The sequence below is a fragment of the Methanobrevibacter acididurans genome (assembly GCF_046197875.1).
Lineage (GTDB): Archaea > Methanobacteriota > Methanobacteria > Methanobacteriales > Methanobacteriaceae > Methanobrevibacter_A > Methanobrevibacter_A acididurans.
Genome location: NZ_CP166991.1, coordinates 439,037 through 459,451, shown reverse-complemented (window position 1 = coordinate 459,451; position 20,415 = coordinate 439,037). Strand labels below are relative to the sequence as shown.

The 20,415-nt window shown below is 26.5% G+C and carries 21 protein-coding genes; 8 read left to right on the top strand and 13 right to left on the bottom strand.

What is annotated here, in order from left to right; genetic code table 11:
- Positions 1-390: 390 nt before the first annotated feature.
- From ACA135_RS02270 to ACA135_RS02235, 8 genes are all read right to left on the bottom strand, one after another.
- Complete coding sequence (locus tag ACA135_RS02270; protein WP_409198690.1) at positions 391-1,668, bottom strand: tRNA (N(6)-L-threonylcarbamoyladenosine(37)-C(2))-methylthiotransferase; 1,278 nt, start codon at positions 1,666-1,668, stop codon at positions 391-393.
- Between the two features lie 40 nt (positions 1,669-1,708).
- Positions 1,709-2,335, bottom strand: coding sequence for an HVO_0476 family zinc finger protein (locus tag ACA135_RS02265; protein WP_409198689.1), 627 nt, complete (start codon positions 2,333-2,335; stop codon positions 1,709-1,711).
- A 136-nt stretch (positions 2,336-2,471) separates the two neighbouring features.
- Entirely contained in the window at positions 2,472-2,954 is a 483-nt protein-coding gene (gene hacB, locus ACA135_RS02260; protein WP_409198688.1) for a homoaconitase small subunit, read from the bottom strand.
- Positions 2,955-2,989: 35 nt separating this feature from the next.
- A complete protein-coding gene (locus ACA135_RS02255) occupies positions 2,990-3,976 on the bottom strand; it encodes a beta-ribofuranosylaminobenzene 5'-phosphate synthase (RefSeq protein ID WP_409198687.1) in 987 nt (328 codons plus the stop codon).
- A 67-nt stretch (positions 3,977-4,043) separates the two neighbouring features.
- Complete coding sequence (tes, locus tag ACA135_RS02250; protein WP_409198686.1) at positions 4,044-5,561, bottom strand: tetraether lipid synthase Tes; 1,518 nt, start codon at positions 5,559-5,561, stop codon at positions 4,044-4,046.
- A 520-nt stretch (positions 5,562-6,081) separates the two neighbouring features.
- On the bottom strand, positions 6,082-6,390 hold the full coding sequence (locus ACA135_RS02245) for a hypothetical protein (RefSeq protein WP_409198685.1): 309 nt from the start codon (positions 6,388-6,390) through the stop codon (positions 6,082-6,084).
- Between the two features lie 116 nt (positions 6,391-6,506).
- Entirely contained in the window at positions 6,507-6,674 is a 168-nt protein-coding gene (locus tag ACA135_RS02240) for a hypothetical protein (protein WP_409198684.1), read from the bottom strand.
- 40 nt (positions 6,675-6,714) lie between these two features.
- Entirely contained in the window at positions 6,715-7,005 is a 291-nt protein-coding gene (locus tag ACA135_RS02235; protein WP_409198683.1) for a hypothetical protein, read from the bottom strand.
- Positions 7,006-7,366: 361 nt separating this feature from the next.
- On the opposite strand from ACA135_RS02235, the gene ACA135_RS02230 reads away from it, so the two are divergent.
- Positions 7,367-7,933, top strand: a complete 567-nt coding sequence (locus ACA135_RS02230; RefSeq protein WP_409198682.1) for a CDP-2,3-bis-(O-geranylgeranyl)-sn-glycerol synthase — start codon at positions 7,367-7,369, stop codon at positions 7,931-7,933.
- A 379-nt stretch (positions 7,934-8,312) separates the two neighbouring features.
- Here ACA135_RS02230 and ACA135_RS02225 read toward each other — a convergent pair whose 3' ends face one another.
- The 4 genes from ACA135_RS02225 to wecB all read right to left on the bottom strand — a co-directional run bounded on the left by ACA135_RS02225 (position 8,313) and on the right by wecB (position 12,575).
- Positions 8,313-9,008, bottom strand: coding sequence for a hypothetical protein (locus tag ACA135_RS02225; protein ID WP_409198681.1), 696 nt, complete (start codon positions 9,006-9,008; stop codon positions 8,313-8,315).
- 29 nt (positions 9,009-9,037) lie between these two features.
- Complete coding sequence (locus ACA135_RS02220) at positions 9,038-10,060, bottom strand: hydantoinase/oxoprolinase family protein (protein ID WP_409198680.1); 1,023 nt, start codon at positions 10,058-10,060, stop codon at positions 9,038-9,040.
- Positions 10,061-10,088: 28 nt separating this feature from the next.
- Positions 10,089-11,168: an ATP-grasp domain-containing protein gene (locus ACA135_RS02215; protein ID WP_409198679.1), complete on the bottom strand. Its 1,080-nt coding sequence runs from the start codon at positions 11,166-11,168 to the stop codon at positions 10,089-10,091.
- A gap of 81 nt (positions 11,169-11,249) precedes the next feature.
- Positions 11,250-12,575, bottom strand: a complete 1,326-nt coding sequence (wecB, locus tag ACA135_RS02210; protein ID WP_409198678.1) for a non-hydrolyzing UDP-N-acetylglucosamine 2-epimerase — start codon at positions 12,573-12,575, stop codon at positions 11,250-11,252.
- Positions 12,576-12,904: 329 nt separating this feature from the next.
- Between wecB and ACA135_RS02205 the strand changes: the two genes are divergently transcribed.
- On the top strand, positions 12,905-14,026 hold the full coding sequence (locus ACA135_RS02205; protein ID WP_409198677.1) for an acyltransferase: 1,122 nt from the start codon (positions 12,905-12,907) through the stop codon (positions 14,024-14,026).
- Between the two features lie 55 nt (positions 14,027-14,081).
- Here the strand turns inward: ACA135_RS02205 and truA are convergent, their stop codons facing one another.
- Complete coding sequence (gene truA, locus ACA135_RS02200) at positions 14,082-14,951, bottom strand: tRNA pseudouridine(38-40) synthase TruA (RefSeq protein ID WP_409198676.1); 870 nt, start codon at positions 14,949-14,951, stop codon at positions 14,082-14,084.
- A gap of 132 nt (positions 14,952-15,083) precedes the next feature.
- On the opposite strand from truA, the gene hisA reads away from it, so the two are divergent.
- The 6 genes from hisA (at position 15,084) to ACA135_RS02170 (ending at position 20,383) form a co-directional block, all read left to right on the top strand.
- Positions 15,084-15,830 (top strand): 1-(5-phosphoribosyl)-5-[(5-phosphoribosylamino)methylideneamino]imidazole-4-carboxamide isomerase, encoded by a 747-nt coding sequence (gene hisA, locus ACA135_RS02195; protein ID WP_409198675.1) that lies wholly within the window; start codon positions 15,084-15,086, stop codon positions 15,828-15,830.
- A 10-nt stretch (positions 15,831-15,840) separates the two neighbouring features.
- The gene (locus tag ACA135_RS02190) at positions 15,841-16,284 is read left to right on the top strand and encodes an adenylyltransferase/cytidyltransferase family protein (RefSeq protein ID WP_409199071.1); all 444 of its coding nucleotides are present in this window, start codon (positions 15,841-15,843) and stop codon (positions 16,282-16,284) included.
- A 139-nt stretch (positions 16,285-16,423) separates the two neighbouring features.
- Positions 16,424-17,443: an N-acetyl-gamma-glutamyl-phosphate reductase gene (gene argC / locus ACA135_RS02185; protein ID WP_409198674.1), complete on the top strand. Its 1,020-nt coding sequence runs from the start codon at positions 16,424-16,426 to the stop codon at positions 17,441-17,443.
- 50 nt (positions 17,444-17,493) lie between these two features.
- A complete protein-coding gene (locus ACA135_RS02180) occupies positions 17,494-17,985 on the top strand; it encodes a flavodoxin family protein (protein WP_409198673.1) in 492 nt (163 codons plus the stop codon).
- A gap of 329 nt (positions 17,986-18,314) precedes the next feature.
- A complete protein-coding gene (locus ACA135_RS02175) occupies positions 18,315-19,157 on the top strand; it encodes a protein translocase subunit SecF (protein WP_409198672.1) in 843 nt (280 codons plus the stop codon).
- Positions 19,154-20,383, top strand: a complete 1,230-nt coding sequence (locus ACA135_RS02170) for a preprotein translocase subunit SecD (protein WP_409198671.1) — start codon at positions 19,154-19,156, stop codon at positions 20,381-20,383. The genes ACA135_RS02175 and ACA135_RS02170 overlap by 4 nt, the downstream gene beginning before the upstream one ends.
- The last annotated feature ends 32 nt before the right edge of the window (positions 20,384-20,415 follow it).

Here is a 20,415-nt window from a genome sequence, read left to right as displayed (position 1 = left end):
GATAAAATAAACATGATAATATATTAATTCTATAATGATTATTAAACAGTAGAATATCAATAAAATCAACAAATTTTTAGTAATTAATATCAAATTAAGAACCTAAAAACACCTGAAAAACAAACAAACAAAAACGATTAAAAAGCTCTTAAAAGATAAAAAAAGAATAAATACAATTCAAAACAAAAGAATATGACATCATACAAACCTAATAATTTAAAAATCTATAAAAATAATTTTAAAAAAAAATTAAATTAAATTTAGGTATTGAAAATGGATAAGATAAAAAAATATTTAAAATTAAGTAAAACAAAAAGCTAAAAATCATTTAAGTTAATGATATAATTAAAATAAAAATTAAATAATTTGAGAGGCATAGAATAAAAAAAATTATTCAATTAATCTTCCAAGCAGATAAGTGCCAGTCACATCATAAATATGAACATTAACAAAAGATCCTAATTTTACATCTTCAACAACAACAGGAATATAAGAATTAGTCTTAGCAATAAAACCACCTTTACGTCCTTTTTCAACAACTAAAACTTCAACATCAGATCCTAAAAATTCTTTATTTTCCATTTCAGTAATCTCATATTTAATTTCAGTCAAATATTTAGAACGTTTATGCATTATATCAGAGGGAATCTCTTTAAGATTAGAAGAAATAGCTCCTAACCTATGATGATATTTACTTATATGAATTATGCTAAATTTTAAATCTTTAACTAAATCCACAGTTTCTTTGAAATCTTCCTCAGTTTCTGTAGGATATCCTACAATAATATCCGTAGCAAGGGTTAATTCAGGAATTTGATTTCTAAATTTTTCAACAATAAATTTATATTCATTAACTGTATGATTACGATTCATTTCATTTAATACTTTATTACTACCTGATTGAATTGGTAAATGAAGGAATTTGTAAACTTTTTCTAATTTAAAAGATTCAATAAGATCATCAATTTCATCACCAATATTTTTAGGATTCATCATCCCTATACGAACCCTAAAATTACCATCTAAAGAAGCAACTGCTCGTATTAAATCTGAAAATTTTTCACCAGTATCTTTACCATAAGCTGAAGTATCTTGAGCTGTTAACTCTATTTCCACACAACCATTTTTAATTGCTTGTTTAGCTTCGTCAACAATATCTATAATTGGATAACTATTTAATGGACCTCTAGCTAATCGAGTACAACAATAAGTGCATGCACCTAAACATCCTTCACATATTTGTATTACATGAATATAAGGATTTTCAGATAATTTAGGAACACCCACTTTAGAATCCTTGGATAAACCATAAGCACGACTTACCCCACCATCATAAGCAGTTTTAACAATAGATACTGTTTTATTTAATTGATGAGGTCCAATCCAAGAACAGTTAGGGCCTATATCGTTTAATTTTTTAGGATCTACTTCAACCATACATCCACTAATTATTATTTTTTTATTAGGGAACTTTGATTGTAAATTTTTTATTTTATTAATTACTTTACTTTCTGTAGGTAATTTCACATAACAAGTATTGATTATAATAACATCTGCTTTTTCAGCAGAGTTTACAATATCAATATTGCCTTTTATTAAATTTCCTGCCATAATTTGAGAATCAGCTTGATTAAATGTACATCCATAAGTTTCAATATATACTTTCATTAAGATTCAAACCTCTAAAAAAAAAGTTTTAAAAAATTTTTTATTCTAATGCTTTTTTACTTACAATACTTTCTGTTAAATCATAATCATAACGTTTTAAATTAACGGGCCGACCATAAACACGTTTAATAACTCTTGCCTTAGCAAATCCTTTACTAGTCTTACGGTCTTCAGTTTTAATCATATAAACATTTATAATAAAATTATCAATTTTAAATACATCATCAACACTAATTTTAAAGTCTCGTACAGTTTCAACTTTAAATGATGCTACTTTACCATGTAAATCAACACTAATTCCAAATCTTGCAGGAATTTCTTTTGAATTAGCCCATATAGTTTTAACATCCCGAGCCTTAACATGACTTTCTCTTCGTTGAGTAGTTTCTAAAGAAGTAATTTCAACTTTTCCAAATTTTGTTTGTAAATAATCTCCTACATTTAATTTTTGATCTGGGGATAATTCCACTGAAGTTTTAAAAGAATCTTCATGTTCACTTATAACTAACCTGTAACTTTGAGGTTTTTCTTCTATAATTGATTCATTAAATACTTGACCACAGTTTTCACATTTTAATAATAATTCACGTCGAGAATTTTTTTTAGAGTTAATTTTTTTAGTTTTTAGTATTGTAGCGTTTTTTGAACCACAAATTGGACACTCCATAATTGGCACCTCCTATTAAATTTTTTTTATTTATTAAGTAATTAATTTATATTCAATATTATTAAAAAAGGAAATTTCTATTTTTTAAAATTTCATTAAAGAATAAGTGAATATTTTCATGAAAAAGTAAAATTATTCATTTTTTTTTCAAGTAATGATTAACAATACCACCATCAGATAATATTTTTAACATGAAATCTTCAAAAGGTTCTATATTAAAGCATTCCTTAGTAGATTCATTTATAACTTGACCTTTTTCTAGATTTATGGATAAAATATCTTGATCTTTTGCAATTACATTAGCTTTAATAACTGGCAAACCTATGTTAATTGCATTACGATAGAATATTCTTGCAAATGATTTAGCTATTATAGCTGTAACACCTGCAGTTTTTATTGCTAAAGGTGCTTGTTCTCTACTAGAACCACAACCAAAATTTTCATTTGCTACAATAATATCTCCTTTTTTTACATTAGCTGTAAAATCCGGTCTTTCACCTTCAAGTACATGAGCTGCTAAATCTTTTGGATTGAATGTTCTAAGATATCTTCCAGGGATAATTACATCAGTATCAATATTATCCCCAAACTCCCACACTTTACCTTTTAACTCTTTCATAATTTTCACTTTATTGTCAGAAAAAATATTTTTTCTTATTTTGTTAATTCATAACCATGATTTTGTGCTTTAGTTGTAATAACTATACCATCACCATCAAGATATTCTTCAGTTGCTTTAACTATATCTTTATTACTTTTATCATAAACAGTGTAAGTTACAGGTCCAAATGAACTCATTCCAACACCATAAGCACCATTATCACGCATGAAATTCATTAAATTTACAAGTTTAGGTGGTTGAAGGCTTACTTCTATTTTTTTGAAACCTCTGGTTTGAATCATATCAATACTAGCACCAAAATTCTCAATATCATGTTCTAATAAATATGGTATAAGATTCATGAAAACAACATGAGAAACTTGTTCCACTTCACTTTTTGGAACTGGACAATAATGTTGAAAAATATTAACTTCTTTATTACCTGTAACACTATTATCTGCACTAGGAAGTGCTATTAAAATATTCCAATCTTCTGGAAAATCATATTGTCCAATAAGATGAGGAGGTCTAGCTCCAGATGCTGAAGAAGGTAAGAATGTTGATTTTTCTTTAGAACTATGTCCTCCATCTGCAATAAATCCACCTAAGTCAAAAGAGAAAGTACCAATACCTGAAGTTCCACCTCTTCCAACAATAGCTCCTAAATTAGGAGATAAAATATTTTGACCAATATGTTCACATATTAATTTTCCAGTAGCAAGAGATATTTGTGTTCCAGAACCTAAACCTGAATGAGGGAAATATGCTTGTTTAACCTGAAAATGAAAACCAGATTCAATATTAAAATGATTTATAACCCTTTCTGCAGAGTTAGAAATTTTTGTAATACATTCATCAAATATTTCAGGATTTGTTATGTTATCATCAAAACCTATAGTGATACCTTTTTCAGTTTCCTCACTTTTTAATATAAAATGAGGATTAGCTAGAGTTAATCCTACTCCACCATCAAATCTACCATATGATCCATTTAAATCAATTAATGTCATATGTAATCTAGAAGGGGTTTTTATCATCATTGAAATCATCAAGTTTTTTTTATTTTTGTTAGATTATTGAAAAAAATTAAAATTTAAACTTAAAAGATTATTCTTCTTTTGAAGTTTTATCATTATATTGAAGTAATTTTGATTTAAGCGGGGTTGAAAATTCTTTTTCTATTTCTGATCGGTAAATAGAGTTCATTGTACAAAATGGTATTATTCTACCATCAGGAACTGCATAATGAATTATACATTTTCTTACTCTATCTGCATCAAAGTTAAATGGATCCATAAAGTGCATACATGAAACAAGTAATGCGTGTTTATGGAATTCTCCTACTGATTCATAAGATCTTTCTTTAAATATATCTAGTAATATTTTTTTCATGTTTAAAATATCAGGTGTCTTATCAGAATCTACTACATTAGGGACGTTTTTAATAGCTTTGGCAATAACTCTTTTTTGTTTTCCAAAACCGCCTTCTTCTAGTTCATCAGTATATTTGTTTAATAAGTCCATTAATTTTTCTACATCTATAAATCGAGTTACTGGAATAACTTCATCACCTTGTAAGAAAGCATATGTTCCAACACCACAATGTTCATGACAATTTAAGTAAACTGGAGGTTCTGAACCTTGTAATGCTCCAGCAAAACGTGAAATTGGTTGAACGAATGAAGGAGGGTAGAAATCATCTGGTACAATATCATGATCTGTTTGTTCATCAACTAAATTAATAAAATCAGGAATGGTAATTCTTTGTTCTTCAACTTCTTCATGAGGGGTTCTTCCTGAAAATGATACTGGTTGGAAGTTTACGCCATGTATGATATCTATATTATTCATTGCAAATCTTAAGATATCCCCAACTTGATCATCGTTTATTCCTTTAACTAAAGTAGGTACTAGAACTATTCCTAAACCTGCTTCTCTACATTTTTCTATTGCTTCTAATTTAACAGATAATAAGTTTTTGTTTCTAGCTACAAGATAAGGTTCTTCTGTAACACCATCAAATTGTAAGTATACTGTATTTAAACCAGTTTCACGTAATTCTTTAGCATAACCTTCTTTTTTAGCTAATCGTATACCATTTGTAGCAATTTGAGTATGGGAAAATCCTAAATCAATAGCTAATTTAATTAATTCAGGTAAATCTTTTCTTACTGTTGGTTCTCCGCCTGCAAATTGTATTGCTGGGCATCCTCTTGGTTCAATGTTTCTTAAATTCTGAAGCATTTCTTTAATTTCATCAAAAGTAGGTTCATATAATGATTTAGAAGCTGCAGCATTTGCAAAACAGATTGGACATCGTAAATTACATCTATTTGTAACATCAATTAATCCTAAAACTGTTGTTGATTCATGTTGTTCACAAATTCCGCAATTATTCGGACAACCACCATTTTTTTCAACTTGAGGATTATCTGCTGGTTTTATTAAAGGGGTAAATTTTTCTAATTTTCCGTAAAGATCAGAAGATCCCCAATAAGTATTATTAAATTCTCCATGTTCTGGACATGTTTTTTTAATAAATATTTTTCCATCTTTTTCATAAACTTCTGCAGGTACAGGTTTAAGACATGTTGGGCATAAACTAACAGTTTTTTTTATTTCCATTTTATCACCGAATAATTTTAAAAATCCTTCTTTTTAAATGTTTTTGTTAAAATTTTTATAAAAAATAGGAATAATTAATTATAATGAGTAATTTTTTTATTAACCCTACTATTTTTTAAGTAATGAAAAAATTAAAAGTATTTTTTATAAAAAATGTTAATTAATTAAATAATAATGAATATTTTATCAAATTATAAATTATATTGCATGATTTTTACATTTAAATTAATTTAAGTTTAGACATATCATTTATATAGTAAATGATTAACATAAATACATCTTAACTTTATTATATATTACTATTCCTAGTATTTAAACTTAAATATTAATAAAAAATTGGCTCTGTCAAAAACTTGTGTGTTAAATTTGGTTTTTATTTTTTATGTTCCAGAATTCGAGTTTTAGTTTGAATCTGTTGATTAATCCGGTTTCTGTTTTCATGAGTCTTTTAATATGTTTTGGGAATACTTTTTGGAATATATTCTCGATTTTGTTACTCGTACGACTAATGTTACTGTTTTTAATGTAATATGTTAAGTTTTTGAAGTAAGTGGACTATGAATTTCCATAATATTTTGAAAATTGGTTCAGGTAAGTTTTTTTGTTCTTTGATAAATTGATCTCTTTTTGTTTTAGCTGTTTCTAAGTCGGGAGCATCCATAATATTGAAAATTTCATGTTTAAAACTTTTTACAGATTCAATATCCTCAAAACTTAATTTGTTTTGTTTTAAGTAATCATTTATGTCTCTGTTTATTTTTTGTTTAGTGTGAAACACACAGAATTGATGTTTAAAACCTAATTTTCGTATAGGTTGGCGATTACTCAATGTTTTAAATCAGTATACAATATAGTTACGATCTTGATTGTAAGTGGATTCACTTAAAAACTTGTAAATACTTTTTTCTGACTCAGAAATGGGCTAAATCGTAGAAAACAATTGTATTACTTTGTAGGTCGAATAAAAGCTAAAATATAATTCCAAACACTGTTAATTTTAACCCACAAAGCATCAAACAAGTAATAACCAGAAAGACTATAAAAATCATTATCAAAATCATATTCTAAGCCTAATAAAATGTTTTCAACACTTATGATAAGAGATATCAACATTATGGATTTCTTTTAACCTATGCATGATTTTTACGAAATACTATCCACCACTAATACTATAGGATTTAAGGATAAAATCAATTACTGGCTTAGTAATATTCCGATTAGTATCAACTAAAGATGACAAATCAGCACTAAATACATTACCACAATTTTTACATTTATACTTTTGAACAATACAAGTTTCGGTTCCTTTATTCAAAAATATTAATTCACGTTCAATTTTACCATTTTTACGACTATGATGAGACCCACACACTGGACAAACAGCATTATGATTGCTAAATATTATCTTACCATTTTTTTCAAGACAAATCAAATTAGGACTCATATCCTGACATCCAATCAACTTTTTAGAAACATCAGATCTAAAACCAGAAAACTCTTCAAAAAATCGTAAAGTTTAAATTGTATTGGCTCCATAGTATAACATGGAGCTTTTATTTTTGTACTTGACATATAAATATATTAGCTCCACTTAATATATTAACTTTACTATTTCTAAATCACAATTAAAGCAATTATAAAGCTTAAAAAAATTATGAGTCAAAAAAATTTCAAAAAATGAAAACACACAAGTTTTTGACAGAGCCAAAAAAATTTTGTTTTACTTATATTACAATCTAATTTAAATAGTTTGTAGAGAATAATTTTAATATAACAAAAATAATTTTTATTATGGAAAATCAATTATGGTAATTAATTTAGTTAATTTTTTAATTAGTTGTGCAATAGCAATTTATTTTATGTTACCTGCTTATGTTTCTAACCTTAGTGGTCTTGCTTTTGGTGGAGGAACACCTATGGATAAAGGTAAAACTCTTTCAGATGGTTATAGAATTATAGGTAACGGGGTAACTTGGAAAGGATTTATTTCCGGGACAATTTTAGGAACTTTAGTTGGAGGTATTCAGGGTTTTTTAAGTATTAATTTAACCCAAATAAGTGGAGGAATAATAACTCTAAATGTTTTTCAAAGCATACCTAATGGACTATTTTTAGGATTTATTCTTGCTTTTGGTGCATTGTTAGGAGATGCTGCTGGAAGTTTTATCAAAAGACGTTTAGGAATTGCTAGTGGGAAACCTGCACCTTTCCTTGATCAATTAGACTTCGTAATAATGTCACTTCTTTTAATATCATTCTTAGTACCTTTAAGTGTAAATTTCGTTTTAATCATAGGATTTATTACTTTAATTTTACATTTAAGTTCTAATACAATAGCTTATTTACTTGGAATAAAAGATGTTTGGTATTGAATATTAATCATTTTTTTAATTAAACTTTTTTAAATATTAGATTAAAAACCACTTAACATGTTCTTAATTAAATAAATGATTAAACTAATAACAATGTTCATTTATAAGAATAATAATTGAATATTTAATAGATTAAATAAAAAATAAAAAAACAAGCCATAAAATTAAATAGAAAATATTAAATAATACTAATTAAAAACTTTTAATTAGAAAAATAGAAATTACTTAAAAAATGTCTATTTTTCTAGAGGGAATCTTAAAGTTTTAAATCATCCCCCTTCTTAAGCTTTAACAAGGACAAACAGTTAAAGACCTAACTAACTTTAAGATTTACTCTCCAAAAATAAAGAAATAACTAATTTTAAAAAATAAATAGTGTTTATGAAGATAAAACATTATAAGATTCTGATATTAACCTATATGAATTAATAAAAGCAAATAATATAAAATCATCCTCAGGTATTTCATAAACAAACAAATTAGTACCTGTAGCTACAATAGGATTATCAACTGATGTAATACTAGAACTTTTTGCAGAATTATCGGAATTTCGTTTATAATAATTAAAATCTGACAACTTTTCCATTACTGCAGAAGCTAAATCAACAGAAGAAGAATCCATACTAGGTGTTGCAATATAATAACCATCACCATAACCTTCTTCGTGATCATGGCCAATTATCACTAAATCATAATCAGAATTAGCTACATCATCAACAACATAATCATGAACTAAAGACTCCCCATTAGCTCGACCAATATCAAAATCTTCAGGGTTTGAAGTAACCGTGACTTTATAATTATCAACTTCAACATTATTAAATAATGCTACGAATTTACAAACTTCAGGTAAAACCCATTGATGTAATGATTCACGTGAATGCATACCAGAAACAACAGCAATTTTAACATCAGGATTTGAATAATGAGAATAGTTATATTTCACAACTTGCCCTAAATCATTATAACCTACAGTAGTAGTTTGACAATTATTAATAAAAGAAAAAACAACTAATATTATTACTGTTAAAATCAATAACCATTTTAAAAGATTTGATTTTTTCTTTTTTCCCATATCAAATCACTAGCTCAAAAAAATAAATTTTAACTGATGAATTTTTCCATCATTATAGCAGTTCCTATAGCTGGAGCAACAACACATTCTTCATCGGACAATAACATATCCATAGGTTTAACTCTTAAATCTAAACTTAAAGCCGCTTCATTACATAGAATATCTTTACCTAAACCTGTTGTTATAACAATATCTAAATTTTCTCTTGAAGCAACCTCATCTAAAGCATTTGCAATTTGTGCAACTTGTGCTTGGTGAATGTATTGTGCGATTTCAACAATATCTTCAGGAGATAAAATATCTAAATCTGCACATAAGACTCTAGAAATTCTTCTCATTGCTTCTTCTTTAGATTTACCTTGACCATCACAAGTATCACATACGTAATCATCAGGAGAAATTAAATCTAAAACTGTATAAACATCTGCAGTAATTGCAAATAACTCTGATGCCACCCTATAGTCCATACCATCAAATGGGATTTTATCTAAGAAACTGGATAAATTTGTTCTAAGTGTTCCAGTATAAACTAATTCACCAGTTGCTAATCTTTCAAAATCAGAACGTCCCTTAGCACATTCTGAACCATTTTTAACTGGTATTATATCAGTAGTGGTACTTCCAGTATCTACAAACACACAATCTTCTTCCATAATACCTGCAATTTCAGCAGTAGCTACCCAATTAGCAGCTGCAGCTTTAATTGGTTGTTTTTTAATATCAGAAGCACTTAACATCCCATCAATACCAACAATACCTACAGGAACATTAAATTCTTTTTCTGATTTATTAATAATATCCAAAACTCCCTCTTTTTTAGTTGAATATGCATCAACTAATTCAGCAGTCATGGATATGCCCACAGCATCAATTTCATCTAAAGGACAAATATTTTCAATCAATCGTACAAGAGTTTCACCTAACTCTTGGCTTTTTCGCCACATCGGAAGATATTCAAAATCTGTCTTTACTTCTTTAATTTCATTGTCTTTAAAATCTATTATTGCTAAATCTGTATTGGCTCCACCAATATCAAAACCTGCTACTTTCATAAATAATAATCCTCGTATTATAAAAATATTAATTAAATTTTTCAATTTTTAATTCATTTTCTTCTTTAGTAAATTTAACTTTACCATTTAATATAATATTTTCTTTTAATTTTTGAATATTAATTTTATTATCTAATAAATTAATTATTGTTTCTCCTATATTAAAATTTACTAGTTTTTTTAATCCAACATAAGGTGTTGTGAATCGTGAATTTATTTCTAAAAATGTTACTTCTTCCCCTAAAATCAAATCTACACCAACAAAACCTTTAAGTCCTTTAACAGTTTCTACCGCCTCAGTTGCAAGTTTAAAAGCTTGATTTTTCAATGGGTGGTTAAATGGAAGCTCCCCACCACAATAAGAAATATCTTTTTTACCAAATACAATATTCTGCTTATTTAAACTTAAAGGAATTGCATGGTTCCCATCAGTTAAGAGACTTACACTGCAAGAATACCCTTCAACATATTTTTGAATAAGTACAATTGTCCCTTCAGGATAAATATTATTAAAATTGATTAGATCCTCTTTTTTTGAAATTAAAGATACTTTTTCACAATCTACACCATCAATAGGCTTAATAATTAATTTAGTATCTTCATATTTATTGAATTCATTATAAATACTTAAAATTTCATTTTTAAAATTAGAAAATGAATCAATTTTAATTTTATAAGTTAATGGTTGATTTACAAGATTTTTTAACATTTCATGAGTTAAATATTTATTTGTACAAGTAAGGATACTTTCTGAATTAGAACAATACAATTTAAGATTGTTATCTTCAAGAATTTTTGTTATATTAAATAAATGTTCATCTCCTTCATCTGCTATAAAAATTGATTTTTTAAATTTACAAGCATTTTTTTCTAACCAAAGGATTAATGGTTCGTCAATAAATATTATTTGAACTTCAAGATCTTCAAATAAATTTTTAAATTTTTTTGAAACTAAAAGGTAAATATCTAAATGTTTTAAGTCATCTGCTAATTCTTTAATCATACCAGTAGCTTCAGATATAATTGACATGTCATTTATTCCATTAGCTGTAAAATATTCAAAAAGTAGAATTGAATTCTCATCACAATTACTTAAATCACGCATCATAAAAATTACTCTTTAATATTATAATATTATTATATTCTTAAAAAAAATAGGTAGAAATAATAGAGTTAAATAATTAATTATTTAACTATAAATTTTATATAATATGAATTTATTTTTAATATTTAAATCATCATTTGGGAAAATTGCATTATCACTATAAACAAATTGTATTAATGCATCATATTTATCTTCAAATTCTTTAACTGTAATATCTTCAGTGATTAATTTCATTTCCCTATTAAATGTTGACATAACTTTATCAGGTGAAACCAACGCTAATTTGTTATCTTTATAAAATTTTTCTATACAAGTTAAAATTTCATTAGCAGTGTTTCCTTCACCATAAGGATTTTTAGCATTTTTCATTTTATTTGCAAAATCAGGATTATTTAAAATTTTAAAAGCATTATCTAGAATTACATCTTTATCAGAACCTACAAGAATATTACCTCCTGCAGATACTGTTTCAGGTCTTTCAGTATTATATCTTAAGGTTAATGCTGGAATATTTAAAGTAATAGCTTCTTCTTGTAATCCTCCAGAATCAGTTAAAATCAAAGTTGATTTAGATAATAGAACAAGAAAATCTAAATAACCAACAGGTTTTATAATATGAATATGATTATAACTATTAAGTTTTTCTAATAATCCGAAGTTTTCAAGAGTTTTTCGAGTTCTAGGATGGATTGGGAAAATTATATTCATATCTTTTAATTCAATTAATGCATCTATTATGCTATTCAATCGTTGTTTCACATCAACATTTTCTGCTCTATGCATTGTTAATGTGAGAATATTATCCATATTATCAATATCTAAATCTGCTAATTCTTTTTCATACTCAGAAATGTCTCTATTCTCAGCAATTTGTAAATTTCTATAACATGCATCAACTACTGTATTTCCTGTTATGATTACCCGTTTACGAGAAATATCTTCACTAATTAAATTAATTGCAGATTCTTCAGTAGGAACAAAGTATAATTTAGATGAAACATCCGCTGCTTTACGATTAATTTCTTCAGGCATTGTTTCATCAAATGATCTAAGACCTGCTTCTACATGACCTACAGGTATATGTAATTTAACCGCTACTAATGCTCCTGCAAGTACTGCATTAGTATCCCCTTGAACAAGCAAAATATCAGGTTTTTCTTTAATTAATACATTTTCAATTCCTTCCATCATTTTACCTGTTTGTTTACCATGAGATCCAGACCCTACATGAATATTATAATTAGGTAAAGGTAATTTTAAATCTTTAAAAAATGTTTCAGACATTTCTTTATCATAATGTTGACCTGTATGAATTAAAAGTAATTCATGGCCACGATCTATTATTTCATCAATAACAGAAGCCATTTTAATTATTTCAGGTCTTGTTCCAAGTACAATAGATATCTTCATAAATTATCTCCAATATAAGAAAAATATTTTTAATTTATAATTTTTTATAATATTTTTTATTAATTATTGATTAATTTTAATTTTAAATCATTTAAATATAATGAATTTAATAGTTTTAATGAATTTAAAATATTAATAAACTATGTTAAAATTAAACATAAGATTCAAACTAAAATCATCCTAAATTTTTGACAAAAATTTTAAAAAAGAGCAAAAAGTTATAAATAAGTTTGATAAAAAAATTATATAATAACTATTTTTAATAAATTAACTAAAAATTAAAATTCAATTTTTTACACTCTACTTTAATTTTAGATGAGTTGACACAAATGGAAAAAGTAAAAGAACCAATATTATCAAACGATTTTTTTAAAATTTTACCTCCTATTGCAATAATATCTCTAATTTTTTCACATGTATGTATATATCCCCCAGTGATGACAGCCCCGCATAATTTTGCAAATATTAATTGGTTACTTGCAGATATTGGAAATTCTGCATTTAATTTTGGAGTTCCACTTTTTTTAATGTTAGTGGGTAGTTTTTTGCAAGAAAATTGGAGAATAAGAGAATTTTTAGAAGATAGATTTTGGGGTATGGCTACTCCATTAATATTTTTTTCAATATTGCTTACATTGCTTGTAATAATAATATGTGGATTCCACCCAGAACTAATGAATTTTTTTGGTATAAAATCTTTTACTGTTCTTGGTTTTTATGATCTTTTTAAAAGTGTATTCTTTGCACAATCTTGGTTTTCAACTCAATATAGTTATATGTGGTTAATTTTTGGAGTTTACCTTTTCTTACCTATACTTAAATCTTGGGTTCAAAATACTCCTCTTAGAGAGGCAGAATATTTTTTAGTTATTTGGTTAATAGTTTGTTTATTAAAAAGTACATTCAATATAGACTTAGCATTATATATTAATTATTTTATGGGACCAATTGGATTTGTTATATTAGGTTACTACTTAATGAATACTAGATGGAAAATATTTAACAATAAAAATTTTGGATTAGGTTTATTTATATTGATGACAATATTATTACCAATTTTATCACCTGCAATTAGTCCAGGTAACGATATAACTATATTTAACCGTTATAGTGTTTATATGATTTTACAATCCGCTGGTTTATTCATTTTCTTAAAAAATGCAACTAATATTTATAAAGAACCAAATAGAAACAAATCATATTATAAATTTTTAATGCATTTATCCAGAATAACTATAGGAATATTTCTTATGTATGAATTTATTATTGGAATAATAATGAAAGTATATTTTACTCCAAGTAATTTTTATTATATGTCTTGGATATGTTTCTTTATAGCTTTCATAATTCCCTATGTTATCATGTTAATTTTTAGTAAAACTCCATATTTAAAAAATTTAGTGGGAGTAGTTAGGAAAAATCCATTAGTTTATATTAACGATTATATTTAATACAAATAAAGTAATATTATTAATTATTTTAATAATTTAAAGAAGCCTGAATCTGTTAAATATCATTTAATGAATTAATTATACTTTCAGTTAAAGAATAGTTACGTTGATAATTTAATAAATTTTTTATTAATATTCTTTTAAATCTTTCAATAGCATAATCATCTTTTATAAAATTTATATTATCATATTGAATATTCATTAAGATTAGTTGATCTGCATTCATAACTTTAATACATGCTTTTTCTTCATTGATTTTAGGATTTAATAAATTTTCAACTTGATCTAGTGATAATTTTTCTTTACCTACTAAAACAAAGATTCTCATCATTTTACGTACCATATTCCATAGAAAACTTTCTCCAAATATATCAATAAATATAGGGGAACAAGAATTAGTTAAACTAGTTAAATTATTATTTTTAAATTTCACATCTTCATTGAAAAGAGGTGTTGAAATCTTTATATCTTCTATGGTTCTTATAGGTGTTTTTTGTTCTCTTTTTGAAAAATTTATAAAATTATGAGTCCCTTTAAAAATATTTGCACATTGATGTAATAAATCCATATTTAAATCTGAATCAAATAAAATATATCGGTATTGTCTCATTTGAGCATAACGAGGTTTAAAACCAAAACGTACTGGAGCTTTACCTAATATTTGAATATCATCTGGAAGATTTGTATTGATTTGATTTACGAGCACTTCTTTTTCACTTTGAAAACTAATAACATTTCCTAAACTATGAACTCCTTTGTCTGTTCGGCCGGCAATACGAAATCTTGCTTTTTTTAAATCACCAAAATATTCTAATCTTTGCAAAGTATTAATAAGTTCTTCTTCTATTGTTCTAAGATTAGGTTGTCTTTGGAATCCATGAAAATTTGTACCTATATAACCAATTTTTAAAGCTGTTCTCTTCATTTTTATTAAATCCTTTGCAAATTTTTTTTGTAATTATAAATATATATCATACTTTTTAAATATTAAAGTAGTATATATTATTTAAAAATAAAGTTTTTTTATCAAAATTTTCTTAAATAAATGGTTTTTAATATGTTTAAAAAAGATGAAATGTTAATAATGCCTGCAGTGGATATTAAAGGTGGAAAATGTGTTCAATTAGTTCAAGGCGAACCTGGAACTGAACAAGTAGTGATTAATAATCCTGAGAGAGTTGCAAAGTATTGGGAAGATAAAGGTGCTAATACTGTTCATGTAATTGATTTAGATGGGACTTTAAATGGTGAAACTAATATTGAAACTATTAAAAAAATATTAAATGAGGTTAATGTTCCTATTCAATTAGGTGGGGGCATAAGAAGTATTGAATATGCTGAAAATTTACTTAATTTAGATATTGAAAGATTAATTATTGGTACTATGGGAATCAAACATCCAGAAACAATAACAAAATTATCTGAAGAGTATGGTGCCGATAGGATAATGATTTCTTTAGATAGTAAAAATTCTAAAGTTGTTATAAAAGGGTGGCAAGAAGAGATTAATAAAAGTGCTACAGAAATTAGTAAAGAATTTGAAGATTATGGGGCTGGAAGTATATTATTCACAAATGTTGATGTAGAAGGTTTACTTAATGGATTTAACATAGACCCTATATTAGAATTAGTGAAATCTGTAAATATTCCAATTGTTTACTCTGGAGGAATAACTACAATAGAAGATGTTGAAAAATTATCTAAAACTGGAGTTAAGGGTATTGTAATAGGTTCAGCATTATATAAAGATAAAATCAAAATAGATGATGCATTAAAATATCAAAGTTTAAAAGGTGAATTCTAAAATGAAAGTAATGGCAAGTGGCACTTTTGACATAATCCACCCAGGTCATGGTTTATATTTAGAAAAAGCTAAAGAATTAGGTGGAGAGAATGCTGAATTAATAGTTGTAGTGGCTAAAGATTCAACAGTCAAAAAACGAAAAAGAATACCTATTATAAATGAAAATCAACGATTAGAAATGGTAAAATATTTAAAACCAGTAAATGAAGCTTATCTTGGGCATGATGGAGATATGTTTAAAATAGTTGAAGAAATAAAACCCAATATAATAGCTATAGGTGCAGATCAAGATTTTGATTTAGATAAACTTCGAAAAAGTTTGAAAGATAGGAATTTAAATATTGAAGTTAAAAAAGTAAAAAGTTATCATAAAGCAGATTTAGATAGCAGTTGTAAAATTATAAAAAAGATTAAAGAAACAAATTATGGTAAAGAAAATTTAAAAGATTGTTAACCCTGAAAAAGAATCTATTAAAATTAATTAAATTTTAAATATGATACAAAAACATAAAGACATATTACTTTAATCAAAAGAAAAAGAGTTTATATGGAATAAAACATAATATAAATTATTATTTTATTGGTGTAAAAAAATGGTAGACGTAGCTATTATAGGGGCAAGTGGATATACTGGTGGAGAATTAATTAGATTTTTATTAAACCATCCAGAAGTAGAAATAACAGATATTACTTCTAGAAAGTATGATAACATCCCGTTACATAAAGTTCATCCTAATCTTAGGGATACTGGTTTAAAATTTAGTAATAAAAAATTAAATGATATTAATGCGGATATTATATTTACAGCAACACCACATGGGGCTTCAATGAAAATTGTTCCAGAACTTTTAGATACTGGTGCTAAAGTCATTGATTTAAGTGGAGATTACCGATTCAATGATTATAATATTTATGAAAAATGGTATGGTTTTAAACATACTGGTAAAATAGATGCTGTATATGGTCTTCCAGAAATTCATAGAAAAGAGATTAAAAAAGCTAAACTTGTTGCTAATCCTGGATGTTTCACAACTGGATCCATATTATCTGCTTTTCCTTTATCTAAAGCAAAAATGTTAAATAGATGTATTTTTGATAGTAAATCTGGAGTTAGCGGTTCTGGTATTAAACCAACAGAATCCAGTCATTATCCAAATATTGGAGATAATATTAATCCATATAAAGTAACTAGTCATAGACATATGCCTGAAATTCAACAAGAATTAGGATTATTTTCTGATGTTAAAGTATCTTTTACTCCTCATTTAGTTCCTGTGATTCGAGGTATTTTAACTACAAATCATAGTTTTTTAAAAGATGAATATAATGATATTGGTAGTGAAGAAATACGTGATATTTATCTTAAACAATATAAAGATGAACCTTTCGTGAAAATTATGGATGAAGGAGAAATGCCACGTTTAAGTTCTGTTCGTGGATCTAATTATATTCATATAGGATGTTTTGAGATTGATGAAACTGGTAGATTAGTTATTGTATCTGCTATTGATAATTTAGTTAAAGGGGCTTCTGGTCAAGCTATCCATAATATGAATCTTTTATGTGGATTTGATGAAACTGAAGGTTTAGAAGCTTATGGTATGCATCCTTAAATATATGATGTTGGTTATTGAAAATTTAGAAAAAATAGGAACATGAAAGCATGAAAACTTTAATTATATATTATTCAAAAAGTGAAAATACTAAAATAGTTGCTGAAACTTTAGCACATGAATTATCTAGTGATATTATTAGAGTTAAAGATATTAAGAAACGAAGTGGATTTTTTAGTAAATTTAGTTCTAGTATAGATGCTTTTAGGGAAAGTAAAACTGAAATTACCCCATCTAATATTAATATTTCTGATTATGATTTGATTTATATTGGCACTCCTACATGGGCTAGCAATCCAGTTCCTGCTATAATTACTTTAATAGATAAACTAGATTTAAAAGGAAAAGATGTTGTTTTATTCGCTACTATGTCAAATTCTGGTGGAAAAAATGCTATTAAAAGAATGACTGAAAAGGTAGAAGTTAGAGGTGGGCGTGTAATTGAAACTTTTACTCTTAAAACTAAAGATAAAACTTTAAATCAAATTGCTGATGATAGTTTTAATATTGCAAGATTATTAGATTTAAGTATTTACAGTTAAAATTCTTATTATACTAATTTTTTTATATTTTAAAAATTTTCTATTTTTATTATTTTTTAATTTTTATACAAAACTTTAAATCTTTATTCATATAATATATTTATAATCTAACTTTAAACATATGTGAAATATTTTCATTATAATTAATTTATTTTAAATTACAGCTAGATTATTACATTATAAAATAATTTAAAATTAATAATTGATTTTTAGTAATATTATACACTTTATTTTATTATAATTATTGAATTATTAATTTTAAATAAAAATATATAACTATTTTTTATTACAAAAAATTAGTTTTAAAAATTATATGGTTATGAATAGAAATGTTTGAAAAATTTATGGAATCTTACAAAAAAGTAATTTTCGTTCCAATAATTATAACTATTATAGCATTAGCACTTATAACTTTTGTAGGTGTTGACCAAGGTATTGAATTAAAAGGAGGGTCCACTGCAGAAGTTCAATTAACTAGTAATATTAGTCCAAGTGCTTTGCAATCTCAATTATCCGATAGTTTAAATACCTCTGATGTTAGTGTTTATAGTAATGGAGCCGATTCAAATAAGGTTACTGTTGATATAAGTAATGGTATTAATGATACGACATTTACTTCAGCTTTAGGGGATAATGGTAAAGTTGCGAGTTTTAATGCAATTGGGCCAGTATTAAGTCAAGAAGCAATGGGTCAAGTTTATTGGGCATTATTATTTGCATTTATATTTATGGCAATAACTGTATTTATTGTATTTAGAGAGCCTGTACCTTCTGTTGCAGTTATTCTTGCAGCATTATGTGATATTGTAATTGCTATTGGAGGAATGGCTTTATTCAAAATACCTTTAAGTATAGCATCTGTTGGTGCATTATTAATGCTTATTGGTTACAGTGTTGACACAGATATTTTACTTACTACTCGGTTACTGAAAAGACATGATGGTACTGTAGTTAAAAGAGCAAGTGATGCTATGGAAACAGGTTTAACAATGTCAATATCAGCTATATCTGCTATGGTTGTATTATATATTGTTACAGCATTTTTAATACCTGAAGCTTCCACATTAACTAGTATTTCATCTGTACTTATTTTAGGTCTATGTGCAGATATACTTACAACTTGGTGTATGAATTTAACAATTTTAAGAGTTTATCTGGAGAGATCAAAATGAAAAACAAGAAAAAAATTAAAGAGTTTTTGAAAGATAAACAAGTAATTCTGTTAATTGCATTTATTTTAATTAGTATAATTAGTGTAGCGGCTTTAGGGATTGATGAAGGTTTAGATTTAAAAGGTGGATCTTCCATCCAGTTACAATTAGATGAACCAGTTAATAGTAGTACTATGAAAACTGTCACAACTGTTCTTGATAAACGTCTTAATTTATATGGAGTTTCAGATGTAAAAGTTCGTGAAAGTGGAGATCAAAGAGTAATTATTGAAATGGCTGGTAAGTCTCCTTCCGAAGTTGAGCGTTTAATTGGTAATCCTGGAGTATTTACTGCTAAAATTGATAATCAAACAGCGTTAACTGGAAATGATGTTGCGAGTGTTGATAGTTATAAAGTAGAAGGTGAAACTTCTTGGATTGTACCATTTACTTTGACAACAGATGGAGCTAAACATTTTGCTGATGTGGCTAAAGGTAAATCTGGACAAAAAGTAGTAATGTACTTAGATGGTAAACCTATAGATAATGATCCTCCAAGTTTATCTGCAGAATTAGCTACTGGTGAACCTGTTACCGATTTAGAGGTTACGGGTAGTGAAGATACTGTTCAAGAAACCCAATCTAAAGCAAATACGGTTTATACTGTACTTAAAACAGGATCATTACCAGTGAAAGTTCATGTTGTTGGTTCAAATACGATTTCTGCCGAGTTAGGTCAGGAATTTTTAGAAGGTACATGTATTGCAGGGTTATTAGCAATATTAGTAATTAGTGGAATTGTTTATATTCGTTATAGAAAACCAATATTAGTTGTTCCTATAATGATAACAAGTTTATCTGAAGTGCTGATTGTTTTAGGTGTTGCGTCATTAATTAGTTGGAATATTGATTTAGCTGCAATAGCCGGGTTAATTGCAAGTGTTGGTACGGGTATTGATGATCAAATTATTATTACGGATGAAGTACTTACGCATCAATCAGATAAATCAAAACATAAACATGTTCGAGCAAGAATGAATGTTAAAAATGCATTATTCATTATATTTGCTTCTGCAGGTACTTTAATTGCAGCTATGTTACCTTTAACATATATTGGATTTGCTAGAGGTAGTAGTGGTATAGGTACTATTTCTGGTTTTGCATTTACCACAATTTTAGGTGTACTTATTGGAGTATTCATTACAAGACCAGCATATGCTAAATTTATTGAATCTTTCGTAGCTTAAGGATATTTATTATCCTTATCTTCTTTTTTTTA

Bases quoted from the DNA above. Each gene is read 5' to 3' on its own strand.
- ACA135_RS02270 (WP_409198690.1), bottom strand. From the start codon at position 1,668: ATGAAAGTATATATTGAAACTTATGGATGTACATTTAATCAAGCTGAT.
- ACA135_RS02265 (WP_409198689.1), bottom strand. From the start codon at position 2,335: ATGGAGTGTCCAATTTGTGGTTCAAAAAACGCTACAATACTAAAAACT.
- hacB (WP_409198688.1), bottom strand. From the start codon at position 2,954: ATGAAAGAGTTAAAAGGTAAAGTGTGGGAGTTTGGGGATAATATTGAT.
- ACA135_RS02255 (WP_409198687.1), bottom strand. From the start codon at position 3,976: ATGATGATAAAAACCCCTTCTAGATTACATATGACATTAATTGATTTA.
- tes (WP_409198686.1), bottom strand. From the start codon at position 5,561: ATGGAAATAAAAAAAACTGTTAGTTTATGCCCAACATGTCTTAAACCT.
- ACA135_RS02240 (WP_409198684.1), bottom strand. From the start codon at position 6,674: ATGTTGATATCTCTTATCATAAGTGTTGAAAACATTTTATTAGGCTTA.
- ACA135_RS02235 (WP_409198683.1), bottom strand. From the start codon at position 7,005: ATGAGTCCTAATTTGATTTGTCTTGAAAAAAATGGTAAGATAATATTT.
- ACA135_RS02230 (WP_409198682.1), top strand. From the start codon at position 7,367: ATGGTAATTAATTTAGTTAATTTTTTAATTAGTTGTGCAATAGCAATT.
- ACA135_RS02225 (WP_409198681.1), bottom strand. From the start codon at position 9,008: ATGGGAAAAAAGAAAAAATCAAATCTTTTAAAATGGTTATTGATTTTA.
- ACA135_RS02220 (WP_409198680.1), bottom strand. From the start codon at position 10,060: ATGAAAGTAGCAGGTTTTGATATTGGTGGAGCCAATACAGATTTAGCA.
- ACA135_RS02215 (WP_409198679.1), bottom strand. From the start codon at position 11,168: ATGATGCGTGATTTAAGTAATTGTGATGAGAATTCAATTCTACTTTTT.
- wecB (WP_409198678.1), bottom strand. From the start codon at position 12,575: ATGAAGATATCTATTGTACTTGGAACAAGACCTGAAATAATTAAAATG.
- ACA135_RS02205 (WP_409198677.1), top strand. From the start codon at position 12,905: ATGGAAAAAGTAAAAGAACCAATATTATCAAACGATTTTTTTAAAATT.
- truA (WP_409198676.1), bottom strand. From the start codon at position 14,951: ATGAAGAGAACAGCTTTAAAAATTGGTTATATAGGTACAAATTTTCAT.
- hisA (WP_409198675.1), top strand. From the start codon at position 15,084: ATGTTTAAAAAAGATGAAATGTTAATAATGCCTGCAGTGGATATTAAA.
- ACA135_RS02190 (WP_409199071.1), top strand. From the start codon at position 15,841: ATGGCAAGTGGCACTTTTGACATAATCCACCCAGGTCATGGTTTATAT.
- argC (WP_409198674.1), top strand. From the start codon at position 16,424: ATGGTAGACGTAGCTATTATAGGGGCAAGTGGATATACTGGTGGAGAA.
- ACA135_RS02180 (WP_409198673.1), top strand. From the start codon at position 17,494: ATGAAAACTTTAATTATATATTATTCAAAAAGTGAAAATACTAAAATA.
- ACA135_RS02175 (WP_409198672.1), top strand. From the start codon at position 18,315: ATGTTTGAAAAATTTATGGAATCTTACAAAAAAGTAATTTTCGTTCCA.
- ACA135_RS02170 (WP_409198671.1), top strand. From the start codon at position 19,154: ATGAAAAACAAGAAAAAAATTAAAGAGTTTTTGAAAGATAAACAAGTA.